Consider the following 23,613-nt stretch of genomic DNA (forward strand, 5'->3'; position numbering starts at 1 on the left):
GGGATGGGAAAGACGGCTAGACTGTTTGGATGGATCTGCCCTCATCGGCCGTACCGGCAGAGCTGTCCATTGCTGGGCGCAGGGTTGTCTCCGCGGTCGACAGATGTCGCCGCACAATGGTCTTCGCAGGTGGGATCTTCCTAATGTTCGAGGCGCAGTCTCAACGAGCTGCAGCCACTAGAAGCGGAATGATCCTGCCCACGTCCGCAGCAGGGACGCTCAGCGCCTCTAGTTAGATGACGCGCTGAGGGATGAAGGCTGAGCGCATCGCCTATACAGCGGCACCAGCCGATGCGTTGAACACTTCTCCTGTTCTGAGCATGCTGTGCATGATGACCGCAAGCTTTCGGGCAACCGCCACGGCGGCGCGCTTGAAGCCAAGTCGCTCGCGCAGCTTAAGTCCCCAGCTCTTGAGACTGCTCTCGGCCCTGGCGCTGGTTCTCGTCAAAAGCACTGTCGCCGCTTCATAAAGCAGCCCACGTAAACGATTGTCCCCCCTTCGCGAGATATGGGCGTCATAGTCGACCTCACCTGACTGATAACGTCGCGTTGTCAGCCCAAGCCAGGCGCCGACCGAGCGTGACGTTCGAAAGTTTTCTGGATTTTCAATTGCCGTAACGTAGGACACCGCTGTGACTGCGCCGATTCCCGGGATTGTCATCAATAGCTTCGTGGCTTCGCTTTGACGGGCCACCATAAGCAACTGGCGACCAAGATCGGCGGCGCGCTTGCGGATATCGTGCCACGCGTCCAAAAGAGGCAAGATGATCTTCGCAAGCTCGTTGTTCCCGTCCAAAAGCTTCCGCACATCGCCATCAAACACTCGACCCTTCGCTTTCGGGATGATCAGACCGAAGGTCTTCATCAGGCCGCGGATTTGATTGCCGAGTTGCGTTGAGATGTACAGGAGTTGTTCGCGGGCAGCCACCAATGAGCGGGTCATCATAGCGTCAAACGACTTGACGCGAACCGCTTTGTAAAAACCGGCTTCAGCGAGTTGAGCTAAACCATCCGCATCATTGGCATCGGTTTTGTTGAGCGTCTCGTTCAATACCTTTTGCGCGTGCCGCGCTTCTATACAGATCGCCGGCACTCCCTCGCTCGTCAGCACGTGATAGAACCACGTCGACAACGGTCCCGTCTCGAATACGACGCGCCGAGCGTAAGGGGCATGCTTGCGGATCATCTCCGCCAGAAGTTTTGGATCCGAAGGACATTTCCCCCGCCAGATCCGCTTCCCGTCTTCGCGGATCGAAATTGCCGTATCTTTCAATGAAACATCAAGGCCAATATATTGGTTCATGGTTGCCTCCATCCGATGTTTGGGCCCGGTTCCAATCGAGAGCCCGTTTTTCCATCTTATCGGGGGCAACCACCCTCGCCAGACCAAAAGCCGCAGACGATCGCGCCGCGATTACTCCATGTTCGAGAACCGCGGCCCCAAATGCGCCCTGCTGGTCTATATCGATGATGCGACCGGCAAGCTGCTGCATCTGCGGTTCGCTGGATCAGAGAACACGTTCGACTATCTGCATGCGACAAAGGCTTATCTGCAGCAATGGGGCAAACCACTGGCGTTCTACAGCGACAAGCACAGCGTCTTTCGCTCGACTAATGCATCGGAGAAAGACCGGACGAGCGGGCTAACGCAGTTTGGACGTGCGCTCTATGAGCTGAACATCGACATCATCTGCGCCAACACTCCGCAAGCCAAAGGCCGCGTGGAACGCGCCAACCAGACGCTGCAGGATCGGCTGGTGAAGGAGTTGCGGCTTCGCAGTATCGATACGATCGAGGCTGCCAACGCCTATGCATCAGAATTCATTGCGGATTTCAATTCGCGGTTCGGCAAGCAACCGCGCAATCCGAAGGACATGCACCGGCCGCTGGCCGATCATGAGAACCTTGATGGCGCCATGTGTAGGAAAGAAGCTCGCACGCTGTCGCAATCCCTGACGCTGCGCTATGACAAAGTCCTCTTCGTTCTCGAACCAGTGCTGTCTCCAGACCCTTGGCAGGCAAGAAGGTCGTGGTTTGCGACTATCCGGATGGACGCCTCGAGATCATGCATGAGAGTTACGTCCTACCTTACAGAACCTTTGACACCTTGCGGTCGGTTCATCGGTCAGTTGTTGTCGAGAACAAGCGCCTGGATGACGTGCTCTCGGCCATCATAGAACAGCAGGCCGGGCGGGAACAGCAGCGTAGCAAGAGCGGCCCTCGCCGCACTGGCCAGACGGATCATATGTTCGGTATTCCCGATGGCAGCCAGGGCAATGGTTATCAGAAGCGTGGCCGCAAGCCCGGAAGGCGGACGGACTTCATGAATGATCCGGAGGTCATCGCAAAAAGGCAGAAGGCGCTGGCGCGCATGGAGGCCGCGGAATGATCGCCTGCATTCACAGTCTCAAAGCTAAAGCCAATGGGTGCGTCTCACCCGCCCCCGCTCCTCCCTCTCAACCCGGACCAGCCGGTCGGATCGTGGGCTGATCAGCGGAGCCGGTGTCGCGTTTCTAACTGGCTGACAGCGTTGCGCCTCTAATCAGCTTTGACATTGGCTGTAGCCGGGTGGTTCAAGGATGAAGTGCGACTTGCGATAGATAACAACGGTTTATCCCTGCAAGGAACGAGATATGAAGCGCACCTACTCCCAAATCGATATGGAGGAACGCCGCAGATTGCCCGCTGGCGCACGGCTGGGATCAGCGTTGACGTGATCGCCGAGAAGCTGCACCGTCATCGCTCAACCATTTTCCGTGAGCTGCGCAGCAATACGTTCGACGACAAGGACCGGCGGGTGACGCATGCGGCGATCACCGAGAACAAGCGGCTCGGCGATGTGCTGGCCTATATCAAGGAGCGTCAGGAGCAACTGCCGGCGCCCAAGGTCAGGACCAACAGCGAGAAGAATGGCTACACGCTGCAGGGACGCAAGCCGGGTCGGAAGACGGATTTCATGAACGATCCCGCCGTCATTGCCCGACGGCGACAAGCGCTCTCTGACCTCAATGCGGCGGAATGACCGGCTGCTCCAACTGTCAAAGCTAAAGCCGAAGTGGAGCATCTCATCCGCCCCTCCCTTCCCTTGCAACCCGGTCCAGCCGGTCCGGTCGCCGGCTTGCCTCAGCGCAAGTGGACATGCCGAGTGTCCCATTTCTAAATGGCGGAAGACGCGCCCAAAGTGACACTTCTACTTTGCACACAAACGGACATTCCAACCCTGCCGCCGCATACACTGTAGCGAAGCGCTAGTACCCGCGCCTCTTCGTCACCAGTGCTCGTGCAAGCTCTTTATGAAAGTCGCCGATTCCCGACTTGAAGATTGTGCTCTTCCTTTCGGCCGAATAGGCTTCATCCATCTTTCGCACGGTAACTTGCTCGTTGCGCTTAGAGTACTCGCAATATAGATCCACCTCGCTCATCGTCTGCAATATCGGCCATTTCTGTAAATAGCTCGGCAGCGAGATGTACTGCTCAGCGTAGCTTGCAATACGGAAGTCTTTTTCGGAGGCCACGCCTATCTCCCAAGGCACCCACCAGGAATCCTTCGTTGCCGTCGAAAGAACCGCGACAAGCTGGTCACATTCGCTCATGCGCTTGCGGATATGATCCGCCAATTCCGGTCCGTCCGATGCAAGTGCATCGTCAATGACATCGAGGTAGGTCGCAATTCCGTTGGTCTTGATCCGCTCCGCCACCTTGGAGGCGGTGCCGCTATCCTCCTTCTTATGCGATACAAATACCTTCTTGGGCATCAAATTTTCCCCACCGTTTTGGCGATTGGATTAATCAGCCGGACATTGCGCTCTCGCTGCTGCGCGTAAGCCACGACATCCGCCGTTCCGCCTTTTCCCTGTGCGGGTTGTTGATCCCATACAGCTATAATCACATCAGAGTGGTCCACGATATATCTTCCAGCCTTAAGAAAAGCGTCTTCCTCGGAGCCGAGCGCTCCTTCGATTTTGTCTATCGTCGCGCGATCGACCAGTTTTAAATAGATGGCGCGGGAACGCCCTCGGAAGTACTTTACGTAGTTATCAGTCGGAATGACGGCGCGCAGAGGAGCGCCCCGAGCAAGGATGCATTCGGCGAAAACCTGATCAGCTCCTTCGGCGAGCGAACTTAACCCCTCCTCGATATCACCAAGCGTTTTCAGCTCGTCGCGTATTTTCGATCTGACCCATCTCCAGTCGATCCCTTCGCGGCTTTGATGCCCTGTAATACCGACGATCATCAGATTCTTCCGCCGGAAGCCAAACGCCAGTAAAATTCCCCAAGTGGTGTTAGATAAACGCCCCCCGATTGTTCTGCGGTCCAGTAGAGGTCTCTGCCGGAGCGATTTTTCAGCAAACCGGCGATCTGATACTGCTTGAATATCTTAAAGATCGCGACATTCTCCGGCTTTGCGCAATGCACGTTTTGTTCTTCAAACGTTGGGTCGAGCAAATGGACGTGATCTGATGTGGGGAAGAATTCCGGTATCTTGCGAAGAAGGTCATCAAGGATCTGGGGCTCGCATTCGCGCACGGAGTCAAGTTGCTTCGCGTGCGATTTGTATATAGGTCGCTGGTCCCAAGCACCCAGAGCTGCCTCCACATATCCATAGATCGAGGCGGCCGACACACGCCCGCGAACATTCGCGGCACCGCCCTTCAAAGCTCCAACTACCAGTTCTGTAAACACACCCTGACCTCCCACCTCCATTGATGGCTCTGATGGTCTTGAAGCGGCAAGGATGGTCATTCCTTCCCGGAGTTGCGCCTGTGCATGCTGGCCGCCCTGATTGGCGGACACGTTGCCCATGTTGCCTGAAAAGCAGCAGTCGATGATGATCAAGACGGATCGCGCCCGTGATCCGTTGGCGAGGCGAATGATCTCATCCATGTGAATGCCCGGATCGCCGGGCTCACCATCCTGACTGACAAGATATCCCCCTGTCTCTTCCAGTGATCCATGACCGGAAAAATAGAACAGGATATCACCATCGAAGGCGAACAGCTCTACCAGGGCCGAGCGGAGATTGACTCTCGTGATACGTGACGTATTGGAGGTCAGTATCAGGCAGTCGTAGTTCGGCCTGTTATCCTCGTGACGGCCGAGGACCTCGCGCATCGCATTGGCATCGGGTACGCAACCGGACAAATTGTTCACACCGGCGTGGTCGTAGTGATTGATTCCTACGATGAGAGCCCTTCTAGACATTGTCGCCACCTTTATCGTGCTCCGCCGATCAAGCTCTTCAGGTTATCCCATGTCCAGTTATAGATTTTGTCCTGCGCAAGCGCCGACAGCGGCTTCTTGCAAGTCTTTGAAGACCGCCCCCAAAGAAGGAAGTAGGGTTTCTTCTCTTCTTTCGCGATGTCCAGCTCGACACTGACGCCGGTCGCGGTATGCGTATATTCGCCGCACATGATTATGACTTGCTGAGTGCTGCGGATGCGGGTCCGGACCTTGGCCTTCCAGTCTCCGGTCATATGCTCCTTCACTGACCAATCGGCCAACTCGAACGGTGAATCCTGGTTCCTTGATTGCCCGATCAGCAAGTTCCGCAAATCTTCATCGTGATCGAAATCAAATGAAGTAAAAATCCGGGTTTTCGCCACTTTCCTACCCCCCATCGCTGCTCTGCTTCTGCCGCCGTGGTCGCCGCGCCCACAATTATCATTCGCAATCTACGAAGATTCAGGCTTCCATTGACCGCTAGAACAGAAGTAGAACTTCGTTCCGTAGATCTCAAGTGAGGCGCGCTCGTTACTCACAACCTTTATTTGCGGGATTTACGAGTGCTCTGCGGAGCGCGGTCGTCTACCGCCATCCACCATCAATGTATCATCGGGATGCGGCTGCCATTCCGGCCTCGATTGCGATGTTATCGCCCCTGATCTTCGCGCGCCAAAAGACGCGCATGAGCGTCTCCGCCGGATGATCGGCGGTACCGCCTCGAAAGTGCCGCTCAGGCCAATCATCTCATTTTCAGCAAGCGGGCATCCTCGATGTTATCGACACGGCCGCGAAGCATCGCCGCGTATCTTTCACAACAATGCCGATTGCTCGAGGTCGCTGACGTTTTTCCCCAGGAAAGCGTGCAACTAACGTCATCGTTCGGCGTCGTCTTCATGCTACAATCCTGTGGGATTGGAGCCCTATCTGCGGCAAGCGACAGTCTCCTGCCCCGCGTGGCAGCAAAGCCGCCCCGGCATCACTTAGTCGGAGGGAAAATGGTTTCGCCACCGGCTGGGGGATTGTCGCATTTCCTACTTTCCTGCCGCATGAGTGAACGCTCCTTTTCGTGTTTGATGTATTCCCTTGAGATCTCATGGCGACGGCCCCCGACGCACTGGCGCCCGATTGTCTATCGGGCTGGCGAAAGCCCGATTTTCTAAGAGTCAGGAGGGTTTTCCATTTCGCTGTCGGCTTTGTCGGACACTGATTGCGCATGGAGTTCTGTCGAAGTTTCCTCTAAGTATCAGAACTTGAAAGAATTCCTATGCTGTGCGGCCCGTCAAAATTGGCACGGATTTTGCTACCTATGGAGCGACCGGTTCAGGGATGAATCTTCAAAGGGACAATAACGCGATCTGACCTTAAGTCCTGATGCTCTGAGTTCGCCGGGCGCCACTAGATTGGCAATCAACTTTCTCAAGCTGTCAGCGACCCTGACCCTGCCATCACCCATGACGAACTCGTCGACCTTTTTCTGACCGGGAAGATGCGCGGCGAAACCGACGCCGTTCACTGAGGCCTATCCAGCCTCCAGAACCGAGGAAATCCCAATGAGCACCTTCGTGCCTGCATCGCGTGTGTCCAATATCAAGATCTCGCCGAGCACGGCTGCGGCAGCGCGTGCTCGCGATCTGACGGCGGCAGGTCGCGACATCGTCGATCTTACCGTCGGCGAGCCGGACTTCGATACGCCTGACAACATCAAGGCCGCGGCGCATGAGGCCATCGACAGGGGCGAAACGAAATATACGGCCGTCAACGGCACGTCAGCTCTGCGCAAGGCAATCCTCGGCGATTTTCAGCGCCGGCTGGGTCTCAGCTACGCGGACAACGAAATCTGCGTGGGCGGCGGCGCCAAGCAGGTTCTGTTTCTGGCGCTGATGGCGAGCGTGGAAAACGATGCCGAGGTGATCATTCCCGCACCATACTGGGTTTCCTATCCAGATATGGTCATCGCCAACGAAGGCAAGCCGGTCATCGTCGAATGCCCGCAGGAAGCACGCTTCAAACTCACGCCGGAAGCATTGGAAAAAGCGATCACGCCGAAGACCTTGTGGCTGGTTCTCAACGCGCCGTCCAATCCGACGGGCGCGGCATATGACAGGAGCGAACTCGAAGCCCTCGGCAAGGTGCTGCTGCGCCATCCCCACGTCTTCGTGCTCTCCGACGATATCTACGACCAGATCTGGTTCAAGGACGAGCCGATGACGACGCTGGTTGCCGCCGTCCCGGAACTGAAGCAGCGAGTTCTGCTCACCAACGGCGTCTCAAAGTCCTACGCCATGACCGGATGGCGTATCGGCTACGCGGCGGGTCCGGCCGCCCTGATTGCGGCCATCAACAAGCTGCAGTCGCAGATGTCGTCCTGCCCGTCGTCGGTCAGTCAGGCCGCCGCTGCCTATGCGCTGTCTTCTGACCAGTCATTCGTTTCGGAATGCGTGAAGGTCTACAAGGAGCGCCGCGATTATGCGTGCTCACGGCTCAATGCCGTGCCCGGCCTCTCCTGTCTCGTACCGGACGGAGCCTTCTATCTGTTTCCGAACTGCGCCGGTGTCATCGGCAAGAAAACCCCCGAAGGCAAGACAATCGAGACAGACCTCGATTTCGTGCTCTACCTGCTGGAAGGCGTCGGGGTCGCGGCGCTGCAGGGTGCTGCCTTCGGGATATCCCCTCACTTCCGCCTCTCGATCGCAACGTCGATGGAGGTGATCACGCAGGCATGCGATCGCGTCGAACGCGCCGTTGCCGACCTGTATTGATTGCAAAGAGGCCCGTGGGACTTGCGCTCCACCGGCCGCAGATTTTCGAAACGCGTCAAGATGGTGATCCGCGGCTCATGACGCAGCCTTCATGAGTTGTCCGAGTTGAAGACTATCGGACCGCCTCTCCAATGCAGTATTCGCGGACGAACTGCGACACGAGATGTCGGCAACCCCACAAAACCCTCCGAATAGCGACAACGAAACACGTGCGATCCCGGAGGCTTACCGGCGTAACCTGATTGGCACGAGAAGTGCTCAGAGTAAGCCGGGTCCCTAGAGACCTGATCCTATTTTCGGAGACCAAGCGACACTGAAAACACCGTGGCTGCCGGAACGTTTGGAGAGAAACCCGATGCGGATGCTGCTTTTAGAGACTCAGGCCTTCCACTCAACTCCACTTTCAAAGGGACATCGTCATGAGTGAATCCGTTCGCTTTGTGTGGCAGAAACTTATTCGCCATTTCAAGACCAATGATTTGGCAGTTCTCGTGAGCTCACGCCGACAATTTACCGCACATCTCGTGCCAGATCTTCAAACCATTATCGAGGACCTAGTCGCACCTCGGTCCCCTGAGCTCTTGGGCTTCCAACAAGAGTTGGAGATTTTGCCGATGAAGCTGTCAGACCTGACCACCTTTGAGGGAAAACGCGTCGTGCAGCTGACGCCCGTGCAGTATCAGGACATCGACATTGGCGAAGATGAGCCCTATGCTTCGATTAACAACGGTCTCTGGCTGATAATGATCGATGACGACATGCCTGCAGCAGTCATGCTGTCGAAGTTCCTTACCCGGTATGGTCCAAAGGTCCAGGTCGAAATTGCTCATCTGCCCAATGAGGTGGGTCATGCCTTCGCCAAGGGCTTTCTGCGCACAATCGAGGCGCACGGCAAGAGCTCCCGATATTATCGCCACAAGGCCGTCTCTTTCGAGTCCACTGACTTCGAAGGCACGAATGAAACAATGAGGGTGCACAAGCTTCCTGCGGTAAGCCGGGACGACGTCGTGCTTTCAAAGGCGACTATGGCCCAGCTCGATACGCACATCTTCGATTTTGTTAAATACCGGGAGGAGCTGAAGCGCCTCGGCCAGTCAGGACAGAAAGGGATCTTGCTCCACGGAGAGCCTGGCACCGGCAAGACCCATGTCGTCCACTATATCGCTGCCAACCTGCCCGGGCACAGTGTAGTTCTGGTCACGGCTGAGCAGATGCTGGATATGGAGGAACACTTTGCGCTGGCTCGTGTCCTACAGCCATGCATCATGGTGTTTGAGGATGTGGATCTGGTTGCCCGTTCACGCGATGATATTTCGGGCCAAAAGGCAGAAACCCACCTGAACCGTCTGTTGAACGAGTTGGATGGTCTTGGCGAAGATTCCGACATCGTCATTCTCCTGACCTCGAATAGACCGAGATCGCTCGAGGAGGCACTCGCCACCCGATCGGGCCGTGTAGATGCGGCGATTGAGATTCCTCTCCCTGATGACGATTGCCGCCAGCGCCTGTTCAAGCAATACGGTCACGCGCTGAACTTCCAGGATGGAGCCTTGGCCGAAGCCGTCCTTCGTTCAAAGGGTGCCAGCGCCGCATATGTCAAGGAAATTGTGCGCCGTCTCGCCCAACGGAGCATTATGAGAGGTGTCGCCCCACTCGTCTCACGCGAGGATGTTGAGGTGGTCTTCGCCGACGCTGAAGCAGCAGCCAGCTCTCTCAAGAGGAATGAGAAAACGGAAAGAAAATACATCATCGATGAAGACGATTGCTGCGGCTGCTGACACTTGAACCAATCAAACAGAGGATAGACGGCCGACCGGCGAATGACAGCGACGCCGGATAATCGCAAACAGCTGACGAAGCAATAGGGAAACTAAAGTTTAGAACCTCGCCCCAAGACATCGCCGGCGCAGCCCGCCGGAGGCTAAGTCCCCGGCACCTGACTTACAGGCGTCGCTTGCACAACCCCGCAGCGTCTAACACGGAGAAGCATAGTCGGTGTTCATGACTAATGGGAACTCTTTAATGACCTCGATCTGCATCAAGGCTCGGCGTCTTCCTGTCACGACGGGAACATCGCCACCCTCCCAAACGAAGGACACTATCGCAATGGCGGCCCGCACCCGCAGAAGCCATTTTAGACGAAGAGATCACAAGCGTGGGTCCAACAGACGGAACATGCGCCGCGTTTCGAAATCGAAGCAACTCGGCCTGATACTTGACACGCTCAATCCTGGCCTACGAAGCTCCGGATAGCTACTGGTGGAGAATGAAAATGACTTCCAGTTTAAATAGCGGCTCTCCAGCCCCGTCGATCGAAGCGCTGGACTGGCTACGCGGCGATCGGCTTCCAAACTTCAAGCTCGGCAAGATATACATCCTCGACTTCTTGCGACGGGCTGCGGTTATTGCCGGCCATCGCTGACCTACCTGGCGCAGCTGCAGGAGGGATATCGCGACATGGGAGTTGAGGTTATCGCGGTCGCATCGCGTGAGTAAGCTGCAACGGCCGACGAGGCCAGAGCTGAGGTGGACGCCATCGATCACTCAGGCGAAATGAATGAGCATTGGATCGATGCCAGCTATCTTTCGGCGTTCCACAGGCGTTCGTTGTCGATCGCGACGGCAGCATCGCCTTTATCGGCATCTGGGTGCGATCGAGGACGTTTTGCCAAAAGTCATTGACGGCAGCTGGCGTGCCAGCGCGGAAGCAAAAAAATGCCGAAAAGGAGCGTATTGCTGCAGGCGAGACTTACGCAGCGGAGCTCGTTCCATGACGAACTCGGCGGCGACACAGATCAAGGGCTGGAATACGGCGCTTTCGGCCGTTGAGGAGGGCATCAACCTGAACCTGGACAACATCTCCTTGCGCCGTTGTCATTTCGGGACATTGATCGGAAGAATGCGCTTCATGGAGGCGGGCGGGATAAAGTGGCGATCCTGCCCGGCAAGCGGCGCGGTCATCGGGGCAATGACAACAGGCGTATTGAGGCCGGTCCGGTCGTAATGGCGGCATGCATACTTGAGCCCCACATTCTGCAGGACCTTCGCCTCACATCAATATGGAGCTGCTCGGTGACGGCCTCACCCATGTGCGGGCCACCGCGCCGGAACTTTGTACCCGCGGTCCATCTCGGAGATCCTTATCATCTCCCGGCTCGTAGCGCAGCCATCATGACTTAACCGAGTTGACGCTAATGGGCCGCCCTCTCCATCGCGTGGTAATTGGGCGGATTGCGACACGACATGTCGGCAACCCTACAACATCCTCCGCATAGCGACAACGAAACACGTGCAATCCCGAAGGGTTACCGCCGCAACCTGATTGGCACGAGCAGTGCTCACAGAAAGCCGGGTCCCTAGAGCCCAAATTAGATTGGGAGCTTAAACGACTATGCACATCGTGGTCTGTATCAAACAGGTTCCGGACTCTGCGCAGATACGCGTACACCCGGTGACAAATACGATCATGCGCCAAGGCGTACCGACCATCATTAACCCTTACGACCTGTTTGCTCTCGAAGAGGCACTACAAGTTCGTAACCGCTATGGGGGCGAGGTGACTGTTCTCACGATGGGGCCGCCCATGGCTGAGCAAGCGCTACGCAAAGCCCTCACCCACGGCGCAGATCGCGCAGTGCTTCTCACCGACCGCCACTTTGCTGGATCTGACACGCTGGCGACCTCGTATGCTCTTTCTCAAGCAGTAGCGAAGATTGGCGAGAGCTATGGGGCGCCAGATATCGTCTTTACCGGAAAGCAGACAATTGACGGCGACACGGCCCAGGTCGGGCCCGGAATTGCAAAGAGGCTGAACCTCCAGCAACTGACTTACGTAACGAAGATTGTCTCCATTGATCCCACTTCGCGCGAGCTCATGGTTGAACGACACGCGGAGAGCGGCACGCAGATGCTGAAGAGCACGTTGCCGTGTCTCATCACCGTGCTGGAAGGTGTCAATGCAATCCGCCGGGGCTCTCTCGATGACGCCTTCCGTGCCGCGCGAAGCCCGGTTCTTAAATGGGGGGCCGCTGACGCCGGCATTGGGGAGTTGACCAAATGCGGCCTAAGGGGATCGCCGACGGTCGTGAAGCGAGTATTCGCTCCTGGTCCGCGCGCCGAAAAAGCTATGCAAATGGACATTAACGACAAAACGTTGGCCGAGGTCGCGGCGGACACGGTCGCTGCAATTTTTGCCCGCGAGCCTGTTTTGGAACGCAAGCTCACGTCCCATGGCAATCGGTGAGCAGCGAGGAGTAGATTTTGGTCGCTAGAAAAAATGAAACGCCGGCAAACGCGGTCGGCCGCGCCAGCTCAGGGAAAAAGCTGCTTAAGTGTTTCGAAGATCACCGGCACGTCTGGGTCTTCATGGAACTTGAGCGCGGCAAGGTTCATCCCGTATCGATTGAACTCCTCGGCGAAGGCCGCAGACTAGCCGATAAGCTGGGCGTCCAACTGGCCGGGGTAATCCTCGGTTCGTCTGAAGGCGTGGGGACCAAGCCGGCGATCGAAGAGGCCTTCGCTTACGGAGCTGATGTCGCCTATCTGGTAGAGTCGCCCCTCCTCGCAAACTATCGAAACGAGCCCTTCACCAAGGCTTTGACGGATCTGGTCACTACTCACAAACCAGAAATTCTGCTTCTCGGCGCGACCACGCTCGGCCGCGACCTCGCCGGTGCTGTAGCAACGACCTTACAAACGGGGCTTACGGCTGATTGCACCGAGCTGGATGTTGATGGAGATGGTTCACTCGCAGCGACGCGGCCAACTTTCGGCGGGTCCTTGTTGTGCACGATCTACACGCTGAACAGCCGGCCACAAATGGCAACGGTGCGGTCCAGGGTCATGGCGACGCCGCAACGTGCGGATAAGCCAATTGGGCGCGTTATCCAGCACGAACTCACAATGGTCGAGGAAGCGATCGTCACCAAAGTCCTCGCATTCCTCTGCAACGACGGTTCTGAGCAATCCAATCTGGCCAACTCCGACATCGTGGTTGGGGGCGGACTCGGCCTCGGCGCTGCGGGAAACCTGCAGCACTTGAGAAACCTTGCAACGACGATCGGCGGGGGAGTCGGGTGCTCGCGCCCACTGGTCCAAAAAGGCTGGATGCCTGCTGATCGACAAATTGGTCAGTCCGGCCATACCATTAGACCTAAGCTCTACATCGCGGCGGGAATATCTGGCGCGGTCCAGCATCGCGTTGGCGTCGAAGGAGCCGATCTGATTGTCGCTATCAACCTCGACCAGAAGGCTCCGATCTTTGACTTCGCCCACATCGGCGTTGTCGCTTGCGCGCTGGAGTTCTTGCCGGCGTTGACAGAAGCTTTCGCCAGGCGAATGCCACCGCACAACTCTATCAAGGGTATGGATCGAGGAAGGCTAGATGACCAAGAGTAAGTTCGACGCGATCGTCATTGGTGCCGGTATGTCCGGCAACGCCGCAGCGTATTCGATGGCTCGTCGCGGTCTAAAAGTGCTGCAACTGGAGCGCGGAGAACATTCGGGCTCTAAGAATGTTCAGGGGGCTATATTATATGCGAACATGTTGGAGGCGATTATCCCAAACTTCCGAGATGACGCTCCCCTGGAACGGCATCTGGTCGAGCAACGATTCTGGCTAATGGATGACTCGTCGCACACGGGCGTGCACTATCGCTCTGATGACTTTAATGAACTGAAGCCAAACCGGTATACGATCATCCGTGCCCAGTTTGACAAATGGTTCTCATCCAAGGTGCGCGAGGCGGGCGGCACAGTCCTTTGTGAAACGACAGCGACGAAACTTGCTCGAGATCGGAGCGGTAGTGTAATAGGCGTTTACACGGACCGAGAGGGCGGTGTGATCCTCGCGGACGTAGTCGTCCTCGCTGAGGGCGTGAACGGACTGCTTGGAACACGAGCCGGCTTGCGCGATATGCCGAAGCCAGAAAATGTGGCACTCGCTGTCAAGGAAATGCATTTTATGCCGGAAGAGGTCATCGCAGAGCGCTTCGGCCTCACCGGTGGCGAAGGCTGTGTGATCGAAGCCGGCGGCACGATTTCACGCGGAATGGCCGGACTGGGCTTCCTTTATACCAACAAGGAGTCGATCTCTGTGGGGATCGGCTGTCTCGTCTCCGGTTTAGCGGAAAGCATGGAAAATCCGTACCGCCTTCTTGACGCCTTCAAGCAACATCCATCCATCCGACCATTACTGGCGGGATCCGAGATCAAAGAATACGCCGCACATCTTATCCCTGAGGGAGGCTTCAAGGCAATCCCACAGCTCTTTGGCAACGGGTGGGTCGTCGTGGGCGACGCGGCGCAATTAAACAATGCCGTGCATAGGGAGGGATCAAACCTTGCGATGACATCAGGCCTCATGGCGGGTGAAGCGATCTTCCAGATAAAGAGCCGCGGCGGTCTCATGACGAAGCACAATCTCTCTCTCTATAAGGGTATGCTGGATAAGTCGTTCGTCATGAAAGACTTGATGAAACACAAAGATCTTCCAAGCCTCCTCCACACCGACAGTCACAATTTTCTCATGACGTATCCAACGCTTATATCTCAGGCGGCGCAAAATTTTGTGCGCGTCGACGGTGCACCTAAAATCAACAGGGAGAAGGCCACAGCTGCCTCCTTTATCAACGCACGATCCCGTTGGGGGTTGATTAGCGACGCGGTCCGCTCCGCCGTATCTTGGCGTTAAAAGGAAAATTCGATGAAGGCGACCACCATTGAGCGCATTGAGGATAAGCTGTACCAAAACCGATATCTCGTCGATACTGGACGCCCACACATTACGGTGCGGCCGCATCGGTCGCCAAGCCCAAGCCTGCTCGCCTTGACGCAAATCTGTCCGGCCAAATGCTACGAGGTGAACGATGTTGGTCAGGTGGCAATTGTTTCGGATGGCTGCTTGGAATGCGGCACATGCAGAGTGTTATGCGAAGCGAGTGGCGACATAAAGTGGAATTATCCCCGGGGCGGGTTCGGGGTCCTCTTCAAATTCGGATGAAGAGTTCCTACCTCCGGCGGGATAGCAGCGATCGATGCAGCTGCATTAGCGGCGGCGATTAAATGTGCATCCACTCAAACTTTCGAAAGGCTAATTTTTACGCCGTCGATAACACCTATCGTTAACTTAGGAATATGCGGCGACATATTTCGCGCACTAGGGTAAAAAGCAGTGCACCCTCCCCTGTTTGCAGGCATGATTAAACCAGAGGCGCGGCTCCATATACTCTACGACATATCCAAAGAGCTTATCTCTTCTTTTCCTCTCGACAACGTGCTGAAGGCTGCCATGAACGCCCTCGTCGAGCATCTGCTATTGCGCGATGGCGGAATCGTGATTCACGGCTCCGGAGGAGAGCCCTGGATAAACGTACGGGCTCCCATTGGGCACGATGTTCGCTCACGTTCTCTGACGCTTGAACAGGCGGACGCAATAAATCGTGTCATCGCTAGCGGTGAGAAGCACTTTGGGAAAAATTCTGCCGTTCTCCCCGTTAAAGTAAACCGGAAAGCAATTGGCGCATTGTGGATTGATTTCGCGCAGAAAAGCGGAGATCAGGACGAAACCCTTCTGGCAATGATTGCCGTCCTGATCGGCTTAACCTGCCAGCGCTATCGCGAATCGTGCAGCGATGGCGGCTCAGTCGCCGAGGAACAACAAGCAGGACAGATTCCGAAAATCAAGCCGAAGCCTCAACCCACCCACCTCGACAAAATCGACTGGATCGTTGGGGAGAGCCCCGCGCTCAAGAGGGTATTAGCTACCACCAAGATCGTGGCCGCGACGAACTCCGCGGTGCTCTTGAGAGGAGAGAGCGGCACTGGCAAGGAATGCTTTGCAAGAGCAATACACGCGTTGTCGATACGGAAAAGCAAGGCATTTATTAAGTTGAATTGCGCCGCGCTGTCGGAAACCGTTCTGGAATCCGAATTGTTTGGCCATGAGAAGGGCGCTTTCACTGGCGCTCTCCTTCAACGAGCTGGGCGTTTCGAACTGGCCAATGGCGGAACGCTGTTGCTTGATGAAATTGGCGATGTATCCCCACAATTCCAGGCGAAGTTATTGCGCGTCTTGCAGGAAGGCGAATTCGAACGTCTCGGCGGAACGAAGACATTGAAAGTAGACGTTCGAGTTATCTGCGCCACCAACAAGGACCTTGAAGTGGCCGTCCTTCGAGGGGAGTTCAGAGCCGACCTCTATTACCGGATCAATGTGGTGCCGATCATTTTGCCGCCACTTCGGCAGCGCGACGGTGACATTTCGCTTCTAGCGCAAGTGTTCCTCGAGCAATTCAACAAGGCAAATGATCGAAATTGCGACTTCGCCCCGTCGGCCATAGACATTTTGTCGAAATGCGCCTTCCCCGGCAATGTTCGCGAGCTGGACAACTGCGTTCAAAGGACCGCCACTCTCGCCAGTTCAAATACCATCACTTCATCGGATTTTGCCTGTCAGCAAGACCAGTGTTCTTCGGCGCTCCTCTGGAAAGACGCCCGCGACGGCACTGGCAACGGCCCGGTGCATAGTCTCAACCCGCGAGATACAATGTTAGGCGGACTGGGGGCCAACGTAGGTACTCCCAGCGGTGCCGCAGCCACAATCGAGGCAGCGGGTCTCACTGAGCGTGATCGGCTGATCAATGCAATGGTGAAGGCTGGCTGGGTACAGGCCAAAGCGGCTCGTATCCTGGGTAAGACGCCGCGGCAGGTCGGCTATGCGCTACGCCGGCATCGTATCGATGTGAAGAAAGAGTGACGGCGATCGCCAAGAACTCCGTAAGCGTGGCCCAACGACTTCGGGCGCGATCTGTTTTCATTTCTACAAGACATCTCCGGCAGCAAGCGGGGAAACGGGCGGTAAGGCGACATAACGCTGAAACAACAATGTCTCGTCGACCGGAATCTTTTGCATTCGGAGATTTAACCTTCCTCAACAGTGGAACAGTGTGATGTCGGAACCGGAAATAAAGGTCGGGATGACCAGCAGCGCCCCCTTCGACCGGGCGCCGATGGCGCCCGCTATGCGCGGCGGCCGCGCATCTTCGTCCTATGACCTTTCGGTGACGGATGACATAGATGCGCGGATCTGGGAGAGAATCAAAGATCATCCCTGCTTTTCAGAGCAAGCCCATCACTATTTTGCTCGCATGCATGTCGCGGTCGCACCTGCCTGCAACATCCAGTGCAATTACTGCAATCGCAAATATGACTGCACCAACGAAAGCCGTCCCGGGGTCGCATCAGTCAAGCTAACTCCCGACCAGGCACTACGCAAGGTGCTTGCCGTCGCCAGCAAAGTGCCGGAGCTTTCCGTAATCGGCATTGCCGGACCGGGCGACGCTTGTTACGACTGGAAGAAAACAGTAGCGACGTTTGAAGGCGTTGCCAGAGAAATACCTGACATCAAACTATGCATTTCTACCAATGGATTGGCGCTTCCGGACCATGTCGATGAGCTAGCTGACATGAACGTCGATCACGTGACGATCACCATCAACATGGTGGATCCGGAAGTCGGGGCGAAGATCTATCCATGGATACTTCACGGTCATCGTCGATACACCGGGATAGAAGGTGCCAGGATCCTTCACGAGCGCCAAATGTTGGGTTTGGAAATGCTGACCGAACGCGGCATCCTCACCAAAATCAATTCGGTTATGATTCCAGGCGTCAATGACACGCACCTCGTGGAAGTTAACCGTTGGATCAGAGACCGCGGGGCATTCATGCACAATGTTGTGCCCCTGATTTCAAAGCCTTCGCATGGTACTTATTACGGTCTCACGGGTCAGCGTTGCCCCGAGCCATTCGAACTAATGGCACTTCAAGACTGTCTCGATGGTAACGTTAAGCTTATGCGCCACTGCCAACAGTGCCGGGCCGACGCCATTGGTTTGCTGGGCGGTGATCGCGAGCGAGAGTTTGCCCTCGACCAAATCTCCACCAAAGTTGATTACGATGCCAACATGCGCGAGGCATATCGGAAGCTGGTCGAGCATGAGCGAGAGGATCAATTTGCAGCAAAATTGGACGCGAACAAGGCAGTCGAGTCACTGGGTTCGTCGGGAACCCTTGCCGTTGCGGTGGCGACTAAAGGTGGCGGGCGGATCAACGAACATTTCGGTCAGGTAAGAGAACTCCAATTGTATGCCGTCTCTCGAAAAGGGATCAACTTGGTGGGACACCGTAAGGTTCTGCCATATTGCTTGGGTGGCGTAGGCGAGGAGAGCGCTCTGGATCAAATCATCGTTGCACTCGACGGTATCGATATTCTGCTCTCTGCCAAAATTGGCGATGGACCAAAGAAGCGGTTGGCAAAAGCTGGCGTGCGAGCAGCGGACGCATTTGCCTATGCTTACATCGAGACTGCGATCGGCGCGCTGTACATCGCCGAGTTTGGCCGCAAGCCGTCGATGCCGACGGCGTTACCCCTCTGACTGACTCAGGAGTTGAAACATGGCTTATAAGATCATTGCATCCCAGTGCACCCAGTGCGGCTCTTGCGAATTTGCATGTCCCTCAGATGCGATCAGTTTCAAAGGTGAAGGATATGTTGTGGATTCAAAAAAATGTACCGAGTGCAAGGGTGAGTTTGACACGCAACAATGCGCTTCGGTGTGTCCGATGCCAAAGACCTGCGTCCCTGCTTGATCGCCACCGACTAAAGCGAGAAGAATGAGACAAGCGGGCGAACATGCGGTTAGAAAATTGCGTACCACCGGTATCACATCCAGTGAGCGGATTCCGCCCAAATCTGATGTAGAGCCATAACGGAGGTGTCGGCCTGGGGATATTTCCAACCAGAATAATGGGCTTTGATAAAGATCGGCTTTCGATCTCCAAAGCCGCAGTAGCGAGAAGGGACATGCATGAGAGTGACAATCAGCAGAACTGACGTCGGCTTATCGGCCTATATTCACAAGAAAGACCTTGAGGAACCGATCATCTCGGTTGAGCACAAAAACCTATGGGGCGGCTTTATTCTGCTGAAAAATGGATGGCGGATTGCCCTTCCCGATCTATCGCAGAACAGGCGCCTGCCCGTTACTGTCGATGCCAGAAGGCTATCCAGTTAGAGTGCGCGCGCAGGTCAATAGACGAGCGTTGGTGCAAAGCTTAAGCAGTTCATACGCCCCAGGGCATCCATCCTTTGCCGATCCGTTGAAGACGACGATCGGCAAGAGGTCGCCCGTATATCAGGAGGAATCCGACGTGACCCCACTCAACGAAACAACGCTTAAGGAGCTCGTGGACCGCATCTTTGGCGACCTTGGTGGTGCATTCAGCGTGCCGCTGGTGCATATCGGCGATGAGCTCGGCCTCTACAAGACGCTGAAGGCGATCGGTCCCGCGACGGTCGAGGAGGTTGCCGTGGCCGCGGGATGCGCGCCTCGCTATGTGCGCGAGTGGCTGGCAGCGCAGGCGGCTTCGGGCTATGTGCACTACGAGAATGGCCAGTTCTCGCTCACGCCGGAGCAGGCCTATGTGTTTGCTGAACCCGATAGCCCGTTCAACCTGATTGGCGCGTTCGATACGGCTGCCGCGATGGTCGGAAATCAGGCGAAGGTGCAGTCTGCCTTCAAGACCGGGGAAGGCGTTGCCTGGGGCGATCAGGCTGGCTGCATGTTCTGCGCTGTCGCGCGGCTGTTCCGCCCTGGTTACGTCAATGCGCTGGTCCAGGAGTGGCTGCCGGCGCTCGATGGTGTGATCGCCAAGTTAAAATCGGGTGCAACGGTCGCCGACGTCGGATGCGGGCACGGGGTATCAACGGTGCTGATGGCTCAGGCGTTTCCCAACTCCCGGTTCACGGGTTACGACTTTCATTTGGGCTCGATCGCGGCATCGAAAGCGCACGCGGAAGCGCACGGTTTGGCGAACGTGCAGTTTGAGGTGGGCCGGGCGCAGGACTTCGACGGTAGCGACTTCGATCTGATCACCTGCTTCGACTGTCTGCACGACATGGGCGACCCGAACGCCGCGGCGTCTCATATCAGAAAAGCGCTGAAGGAAGGCGGCACCTGGATGGTCGTCGAACCAATGGCCAGAGACACGCTTGACGAGAATATAAACCCGGTCGGGCGGCTCTACTACTCCGCCTCGACGATGATCTGCGTTCCCACCTCCCTGGCGCAGGAGACGGGATTAGCACTTGGCGCACAGGCGGGAGAGAAGCGATTGACGGAGGTGATCCTGTCAGGCGGGTTCACACATGTCAGACGAGCAGCCGAGACCCCGCTGAACATGGTTCTCGAGGCGACCTGATGATAAGGAGTGGCGCCAGCCAGATGGTCAGGCTCTCGGTGCAAACCTGACGTCGAAAAACGGCTACCACTTGAAATTGGACCCTTTTGCGCGCTTGAGGGCAGATCCGGTCGTCGCTCTCCAATTGCCTGCTGGACGAGCGAAAAAGCGGGCGAGTCCGCCTCATTGGCCGCACGCGCTTCCGGGGGGTGTTCCGGGGCAATCTTCACGCACAGCTTCCATTGGAGTTGCGATCTTTTAACAGGAGCTTCCGTTTAAGCGACGGAAAGCCTTCTGGCGACTAGCAATGTGCGAAGTTTCATGGCCGGTTTTTCAATCAGCACCCATGATAGAGCGGCTAATGCCACGGTTCCGACCGGCTCGACGATCCAGAGCCACCAATGGCCGACCCATCCGATGGCGATCAGCGTGTGCATGACGAGCATATGGTAGAGGTAAATCCCGTAAGAGAGATCCTGCCCGCGCAACAGATTAGGGTGCGGAAATGAGTGCGCTGCCGACAGGACTAGACCGGCGAGAACAGCGATTCGGAACGCATCGACAGGCGCCGCATTGTTGATCGAGACGAATGCAGCGGACGTTCCTGCTACCCACCACGTTATCGCGAGATGAGTTGCCAGCCACCACAAGAGCTTGCCTTCAAAGATCTTGCTGACGCGATGCCAGTAAAGCCGAGCAAGAACTCCCATCGAAAAAATCCAGAAAGTCGGGCCTGCTGTCACCGACAGGAACGGATCGTACTTATCAGTTATGTTGAAGTGCTGCGCCATGACCCAAGACCCGAGGGCGGCGACGGCAACGATTAGCGCCCCTGCTCGTTTCCACCGCCGCCAAATTTGCAACAGCATTGGCAGAGTGAGGTAGAACGTCAGCTCCACCGTCAGCGTCCACAGCACCCCACTTGGGTCCGAGGCGCCATAAAAGCCGCTCATCGTGTAGGGCTCGTACGTGAAGTAGACCGCCCAGATGCGTGCAGCGGTCAGGATGTAGACCGTGAAGTAAGACAGATACTGCAAGATGCCTGTTACATTTAATCCCCCGGTCACCAGCAGGGCAAGTTCCATTACGGCGATGTTGACGAACAGTGCAGGAAAGATCCGGAGCGACCGCTTGACGAAAAAAGAGGCTGCAGACGATGAGCGGATGTATGAATCCGTTATTAGAAAGCCGCTGATTACAAAGAAGATCGCAACTCCCGGCGCCGAAAACAACAGATTGAAGACCGCTGTGCCGTTCAAAGAATCGCCCAGGTGAAGCCAATTCCACGCGTGGCTGAACATCACTTGGCAGGCGGCAAAGAGCCTTAACAGGTCAAAGTTGTTCCGGTGGCCGGATGAGTGTTCATTGAATGGTCCCATGAATGTCCATTAGCGCCGGCAGATGCCGCGCAACCTTTTGGCGTTTTATTGAGAACAGAACTCGGTGTAGCGGTGGACGGCTTTGTTGTCTGCAGCTCTGCCGTCAGATCGGTTGTCCTCGTTGGGCAACAACATCAACGCTTACATGCTGATCCGGACGGTGGGGCATTAATCACCGCATTAGTCGCCGCCGAAGCAATGTGGTCGACACGAGGAATGGTACGACTATGTAGATGCAGAGAACACCGATATGCAGGCAGACATTTGCGATTGGTTGGCCCAGCATTGTCGGGCGGATAAGATCTATCGAATGCGCCAAGGGCAAGAAGGCGGCCATCTGTTGGAATGTTACGGGCAATTGGTCTACGGGAAACACTGCGCCTGACAAAAACAACATCGGTGTGATGACGAGGGTTTGGTAAAATATGAAGTAATCGTAACTGGGCGCGAGGGCCGTAACGACCATTCCAAGGCTCGCAAACGCTAAGCCAGTGAGGGCGATGACCGGAAGCGCATAGAGAAGACACAGCCAGTGGGTGTATCCCAGCGTGGCGGCGACGATACCAATACCGGTACCCGCCAGCGCCGCCTTAGTTGCTGCCCATGCCATTTCCCCAACGACGATATCCCCTAGCGTGAGCTGTGTGTATAACATTGCTTCCCAGGTGCGCTGGCCCTGCATTCGGCCGAAGGCCGCATAGATAGTCTCGAAGGTTGCAGCAGTCATCGCGCTTGTCGCGATCATTCCAGCCGCCAAAAATGCAGTGTACGATACGCCGTCAACGCGCCCTACCATCACTCCCAATCCAGCGCCGAGCCCGAATAGGTATATTATAGGATCGGCTAGATTTCCAAGAACGGATGCCAGCGCCGCTTTTTTCCAAGCCAGATAGTTTCTGCGCCAAACTGCGAGCCAGTTCAAACCGCCGGCGGGTAATGTTGCTACGCTCATCGTCTACTTCTCCATCTCGCGTCCGGTTAACCGCAAGAAGACATCCTCTAGATTTGGTGGACGCTCCAGCAAGCGTAGGCCCGAATATCCACGCAGTTGCGCGCGCACCCGCTCCGGATCAGGCGTGTAGCAGAACAGAGTCTCTCCGCTGATTTCCACTCGCCTAGCATTTGGCCTGATCAAAAGACTAAGCTCCTGCGGATCGCCACCATAAATTTCGATCACGGGACAGCCAATCTGCTCCTCGATCAGGGCATGCGGTCGGCCTTCGGCGATCTTTCGCCCAGCTTCAAGCACGCACAGCCGGTCGCACAAGCGCTCCGCCTCTTCCATGATATGGGTGGTCAGAAGAATTGTCTTGCCTCGTGCCAACAGCGATCGAAGTCGTTCCCAGATCAAGTGGCGCGCGTGTGGGTCGAGGCCAGTGGTCGGCTCGTCCAAAATGAGTAGCTGCGGGTCATTAATGAGCGCACGCGCCAAAGTGAGGCGCCGCTTCATTCCTCCAGATAGGTCTGCCACACGCGTATTCGTCTTGCTCTCAAGTCTCGCAAAATCAAGCAGAGACGGGATGACCGCTTCGATTTCTCGGGTGCTCATGCGGAAGTAGCGGCCGTATACTAAAAGGTTTTCGCGGACCGTGAATTCCAGGTCGAGATTATCGAACTGAGACACGATCCCGATTTTCGCTCGTGCCAAGCGAACCTGGCGCGGTTCCCGTGCTCCGAGTACAGTGATTGTGCCTGCACTTGGCGACGTCATCCCTAGGATCATACGGGTGATCGTACTTTTACCTGCGCCGTTCGGCCCTAAAAGACCAAAACATTCTCCGGCGGCGATAGTAAACGACAAGTCATTGACGACGACTTTACCACCATATGATTTCGAAACGCCGGCTAGGTCGATTGCGACTGGGGACAATGAGCCAGAAGGCGAATCCATTGCCTTAAATTTCGATTGGTGCTGCCGCTCCGATAGGATGAGATGATCCTGGTGCGGATCAGCGGTCGTCGTCGTCAAATTCGTTAATTGCCCGTTCATTTCTTGTCCCAGATTTTGAGCT

General features: G+C 56.1%; 20 protein-coding genes and 4 pseudogenes. 15 read left to right on the top strand and 9 right to left on the bottom strand.

All coding sequences use genetic code 11. From position 1 onward, the window contains the following. Positions 1-271 precede the first annotated feature (271 nt). Positions 272-1,303 (bottom strand): IS110 family RNA-guided transposase, encoded by a 1,032-nt coding sequence (locus J2J99_RS30000; protein WP_168296861.1) that lies wholly within the window; start codon positions 1,301-1,303, stop codon positions 272-274. Positions 1,304-1,424: 121 nt separating this feature from the next. On the opposite strand from J2J99_RS30000, the pseudogene J2J99_RS30005 reads away from it, so the two are divergent. The 3 pseudogenes from J2J99_RS30005 to J2J99_RS30015 form a co-directional block, all read left to right on the top strand. Next, positions 1,425-2,389: pseudogene (locus J2J99_RS30005) on the top strand (ISNCY family transposase); the annotation flags it as partial. A gap of 244 nt (positions 2,390-2,633) precedes the next feature. Beyond that, a pseudogene (locus J2J99_RS30010) lies at positions 2,634-2,791 on the top strand (helix-turn-helix domain-containing protein); the annotation flags it as partial. Beyond that, positions 2,774-3,022, top strand: a pseudogene (locus J2J99_RS30015) (ISNCY family transposase); the annotation flags it as partial. The pseudogenes J2J99_RS30010 and J2J99_RS30015, both read left to right, overlap by 18 nt. 226 nt (positions 3,023-3,248) lie before the next feature. Here J2J99_RS30015 and J2J99_RS30020 read toward each other — a convergent pair. The 4 genes from J2J99_RS30020 to J2J99_RS30035 are packed head-to-tail and all read right to left on the bottom strand — an operon-like array spanning position 3,249 to position 5,618. Continuing rightward, positions 3,249-3,755: a toll/interleukin-1 receptor domain-containing protein gene (locus tag J2J99_RS30020; protein WP_168296862.1), complete on the bottom strand. Its 507-nt coding sequence runs from the start codon at positions 3,753-3,755 to the stop codon at positions 3,249-3,251. Then, complete coding sequence (locus J2J99_RS30025; RefSeq protein ID WP_168296863.1) at positions 3,755-4,234, bottom strand: DUF1273 domain-containing protein; 480 nt, start codon at positions 4,232-4,234, stop codon at positions 3,755-3,757. Before J2J99_RS30025 ends, J2J99_RS30020 begins: the two co-directional genes overlap by 1 nt. Beyond that, positions 4,234-5,202: a caspase family protein gene (locus J2J99_RS30030; RefSeq protein WP_168296864.1), complete on the bottom strand. Its 969-nt coding sequence runs from the start codon at positions 5,200-5,202 to the stop codon at positions 4,234-4,236. Before J2J99_RS30030 ends, J2J99_RS30025 begins: the two co-directional genes overlap by 1 nt. A gap of 11 nt (positions 5,203-5,213) precedes the next feature. After that, positions 5,214-5,618 carry a TIR domain-containing protein gene (locus J2J99_RS30035; protein ID WP_168296865.1) on the bottom strand — a complete coding sequence of 135 codons (405 nt, stop codon included), beginning with the start codon at positions 5,616-5,618 and terminating at the stop codon, positions 5,214-5,216. A 1,155-nt stretch (positions 5,619-6,773) separates the two neighbouring features. Between J2J99_RS30035 and J2J99_RS30040 the strand changes: the two genes are divergently transcribed. The 3 genes from J2J99_RS30040 to J2J99_RS34320 all read left to right on the top strand — a co-directional run bounded on the left by J2J99_RS30040 (position 6,774) and on the right by J2J99_RS34320 (position 10,404). Beyond that, positions 6,774-7,982, top strand: coding sequence for an aspartate transaminase (locus tag J2J99_RS30040; protein ID WP_168296866.1), 1,209 nt, complete (start codon positions 6,774-6,776; stop codon positions 7,980-7,982). A gap of 419 nt (positions 7,983-8,401) precedes the next feature. Then, positions 8,402-9,760 carry an AAA family ATPase gene (locus J2J99_RS34315; protein ID WP_246735357.1) on the top strand — a complete coding sequence of 453 codons (1,359 nt, stop codon included), beginning with the start codon at positions 8,402-8,404 and terminating at the stop codon, positions 9,758-9,760. A 494-nt stretch (positions 9,761-10,254) separates the two neighbouring features. Further along, complete coding sequence (locus tag J2J99_RS34320; RefSeq protein WP_246569480.1) at positions 10,255-10,404, top strand: hypothetical protein; 150 nt, start codon at positions 10,255-10,257, stop codon at positions 10,402-10,404. A 499-nt stretch (positions 10,405-10,903) separates the two neighbouring features. On the opposite strand, the pseudogene J2J99_RS34805 reads toward J2J99_RS34320, so the two are convergent. Further along, positions 10,904-11,071: pseudogene (locus J2J99_RS34805) on the bottom strand (IS66 family transposase); the annotation flags it as partial. 302 nt (positions 11,072-11,373) lie between these two features. Here J2J99_RS34805 and J2J99_RS30060 point away from each other — a divergent pair. From J2J99_RS30060 to J2J99_RS30100, 9 genes are all read left to right on the top strand, one after another. Continuing rightward, positions 11,374-12,225: an electron transfer flavoprotein subunit beta/FixA family protein gene (locus tag J2J99_RS30060; RefSeq protein WP_018484294.1), complete on the top strand. Its 852-nt coding sequence runs from the start codon at positions 11,374-11,376 to the stop codon at positions 12,223-12,225. Between the two features lie 17 nt (positions 12,226-12,242). Further along, on the top strand, positions 12,243-13,379 hold the full coding sequence (locus J2J99_RS30065; RefSeq protein ID WP_207601000.1) for an electron transfer flavoprotein subunit alpha/FixB family protein: 1,137 nt from the start codon (positions 12,243-12,245) through the stop codon (positions 13,377-13,379). Beyond that, positions 13,366-14,673, top strand: coding sequence for an FAD-dependent oxidoreductase (locus tag J2J99_RS30070; protein ID WP_207246254.1), 1,308 nt, complete (start codon positions 13,366-13,368; stop codon positions 14,671-14,673). Before J2J99_RS30065 ends, J2J99_RS30070 begins: the two co-directional genes overlap by 14 nt. 12 nt (positions 14,674-14,685) lie before the next feature. Then, positions 14,686-14,982 carry a ferredoxin family protein gene (locus tag J2J99_RS30075; RefSeq protein ID WP_027667869.1) on the top strand — a complete coding sequence of 99 codons (297 nt, stop codon included), beginning with the start codon at positions 14,686-14,688 and terminating at the stop codon, positions 14,980-14,982. Between the two features lie 195 nt (positions 14,983-15,177). Beyond that, entirely contained in the window at positions 15,178-16,737 is a 1,560-nt protein-coding gene (nifA, locus tag J2J99_RS30080) for a nif-specific transcriptional activator NifA (protein ID WP_168302407.1), read from the top strand. Positions 16,738-16,930: 193 nt separating this feature from the next. Beyond that, positions 16,931-18,418 (top strand): nitrogenase cofactor biosynthesis protein NifB, encoded by a 1,488-nt coding sequence (gene nifB / locus J2J99_RS30085; protein ID WP_168302406.1) that lies wholly within the window; start codon positions 16,931-16,933, stop codon positions 18,416-18,418. Positions 18,419-18,437: 19 nt separating this feature from the next. Beyond that, positions 18,438-18,632, top strand: a complete 195-nt coding sequence (locus J2J99_RS30090) for a 4Fe-4S binding protein (RefSeq protein ID WP_127431408.1) — start codon at positions 18,438-18,440, stop codon at positions 18,630-18,632. Positions 18,633-18,850: 218 nt separating this feature from the next. Beyond that, the gene (gene nifT / locus J2J99_RS30095) at positions 18,851-19,057 is read left to right on the top strand and encodes a putative nitrogen fixation protein NifT (protein WP_017991528.1); all 207 of its coding nucleotides are present in this window, start codon (positions 18,851-18,853) and stop codon (positions 19,055-19,057) included. A gap of 136 nt (positions 19,058-19,193) precedes the next feature. Further along, on the top strand, positions 19,194-20,243 hold the full coding sequence (locus tag J2J99_RS30100; RefSeq protein ID WP_168302405.1) for a class I SAM-dependent methyltransferase: 1,050 nt from the start codon (positions 19,194-19,196) through the stop codon (positions 20,241-20,243). 254 nt (positions 20,244-20,497) lie between these two features. On the opposite strand, the gene nodX is transcribed toward J2J99_RS30100, so the two are convergent. The 3 genes from nodX to nodI form a co-directional block, all read right to left on the bottom strand. Continuing rightward, the gene (gene nodX / locus J2J99_RS30105) at positions 20,498-21,601 is read right to left on the bottom strand and encodes a nodulation protein NodX (protein WP_168302404.1); all 1,104 of its coding nucleotides are present in this window, start codon (positions 21,599-21,601) and stop codon (positions 20,498-20,500) included. Between the two features lie 172 nt (positions 21,602-21,773). Then, positions 21,774-22,553 carry an ABC transporter permease gene (locus J2J99_RS30110; protein WP_168302403.1) on the bottom strand — a complete coding sequence of 260 codons (780 nt, stop codon included), beginning with the start codon at positions 22,551-22,553 and terminating at the stop codon, positions 21,774-21,776. Between the two features lie 3 nt (positions 22,554-22,556). Then, positions 22,557-23,591 (bottom strand): nodulation factor ABC transporter ATP-binding protein NodI, encoded by a 1,035-nt coding sequence (gene nodI / locus J2J99_RS30115; RefSeq protein WP_207601005.1) that lies wholly within the window; start codon positions 23,589-23,591, stop codon positions 22,557-22,559. Positions 23,592-23,613 lie beyond the last annotated feature (22 nt).

The organism is Rhizobium binae (genome assembly GCF_017357225.1).
In the GTDB taxonomy this organism is placed as follows: Bacteria; Pseudomonadota; Alphaproteobacteria; order Rhizobiales; family Rhizobiaceae; genus Rhizobium; species Rhizobium binae.